We start from the raw sequence: 1,879 nt of genomic DNA on the forward strand, positions 1-1,879 counted from the left end.
GATCCCCGTTGGGCAGGAGGAGCTGGCTTGCCTCGGTCTCTGTGCTGGTTCTCGCAGGACTGGCCTTCCAGCGTCCGGCGATCGCCGAGGACTGGGTTGGAGACGTCAGTTCTGACTGGGGGGACGCCGGCAACTGGCTCGCCGGCGTGCCTAACGCAGGTGAGGTGGTCAACATCAGTGGCGCTACCAACGCGCCGAAGATAACGTCAGCGGCAGCGACCTCCGATCTCTACATGGGGCTGGGAGGTCAGGATGGGGCCTCGCTTCAGATCGAGGGCGGTGGAACACTGGACAGCGCTTCGGCCGTAATCGGGGAAGAGTTCTCCGCCAGCGCCACAGTCACGGGAGCCGGGAGTTCGTGGACGACAGTAAACGATGTATCTGTCAGCTCCTGGCTGGGGCAAGGGAGTCTGACGGTAACCGACAGCGCTTCGATGACCGTAGGTGGCGTGCTTAACATTGGAATGACGGCGGATAGCAACGGTACTGTCAACGTGAGCAACGGCGGTAGCCTCTCCGTTCAGTTGAATACGTCTGTTGGAACCGCCGGCGTGGGAACGCTCAACGTTACCGGAGGCAGCCATCTCACAAGTCTCGGCTGGACATTCGAAATGGGCGTCGCTGCCGGCGCGCAGGGAACTGTGCTCGTGGATGGCGCTGGTTCGACGTTGGATGCCTCGGGAGAGGTTCATGTCGGATTGCTAGGCAAGGGAAGCCTCACGATTTCCAATGGCGCAAACTTCGTGCAAAAGGACGCGATCCTTTCCGGGTCGCGTATTGGTGATCTGAAGATTGGCCATGGTGTGGGCAGTGAAGGCACCATGACGGTGATGGGGGCCGGGTCCCGCGCGGACGTGGCCGGGCAGGCTATTGTCGGCAACTACGGACAAGGTAGGCTCAACATACGAGACGGCGCATCCATGGCCAGTAATGGCGGATATGTTGGAGTTGGGGCACTCGGCACCGTCAATCTGGCGAATGGTGGCACCTGGGATGCGCGGGGGAGTGGCGGCAAAGGAGGGCTCTGGGTCGGGTACGGGGACGGCGGCATAGGTGTCGTCACGGTCGAATCCGGCAGCGTGGTTACCTCTACGGGTGGTGCCTTGGGAAAAACTGCCGGATCGCAGGGGCGCGTCACGGTTGCAGGAAGCGGATCAGCCTGGCGCAACAACAGCTATTTGAACGTCGGAACCCATGGTCGTGGCAGCCTTGCCGTGGTCGACGGCGGCGAGGTCTCGGCGGACATCTTCTATCTCGGGGCAGGCGCGGATGGGGACGGCTCTGTGGTGGTTTCCGGTGAGAACTCTCGTCTGGACGCTGTCGGTGAGGTCGTTGTGGGCTCGGACGGTCGTGGCCTGCTCTCTGTCGCCGATTCCGCCACGGTCTCCAGCCTTGAAGGCTACATCGCCGAGTTCGACGGAGCAGAAGGGACCGTAACACTGGCTCGCGGCGGACGGTGGAACATTGGGGACGGCCAAGGAACTCTCTTTATGGCGGGGTACCCGGCCGATGTGCCTGTGGGGGTAGGCTCCGTGGCCACGCTGAACATCGGCGGTTCGAAGGGCTCGTCGGCGGGTGCTGCCGGTTTTCTCGACGCGTCCAGGATCAAGATCGGCGCCGGTTCGGCCACGATCAATTTCAACCACACCAATACCGACTACATCTTCGCTGCGGGGATCGAGGGCAAGGGCGAGATCAATCAACTGGCCGGCGTGACCACGCTGACCGGTGATTCCTCGGGCTTCACGGGCACAACGAACGTGGCGGGCGGGCAACTCAACGTCAACGGCACTCTCGGAGGCGACATCACCGTCACAAACGGCGTGTTGGGTGGCTCCGGCACGCTCTCGAAGGTGACGGTCGCCTCGGGCAGCACGGT

1 pseudogene is annotated in these 1,879 nt (G+C 62.7%); it reads left to right on the forward strand.

Going from position 1 to position 1,879, the window contains the following annotated elements:
• Positions 1–41: 41 nt before the first annotated feature.
• Positions 42–1,879 (forward strand): annotated as a pseudogene (locus DFR48_RS21650) (hypothetical protein); the annotation flags it as partial.

The organism is Ciceribacter lividus (assembly GCF_003337715.1).
Lineage (GTDB): Bacteria > Pseudomonadota > Alphaproteobacteria > Rhizobiales > Rhizobiaceae > Allorhizobium > Allorhizobium lividum.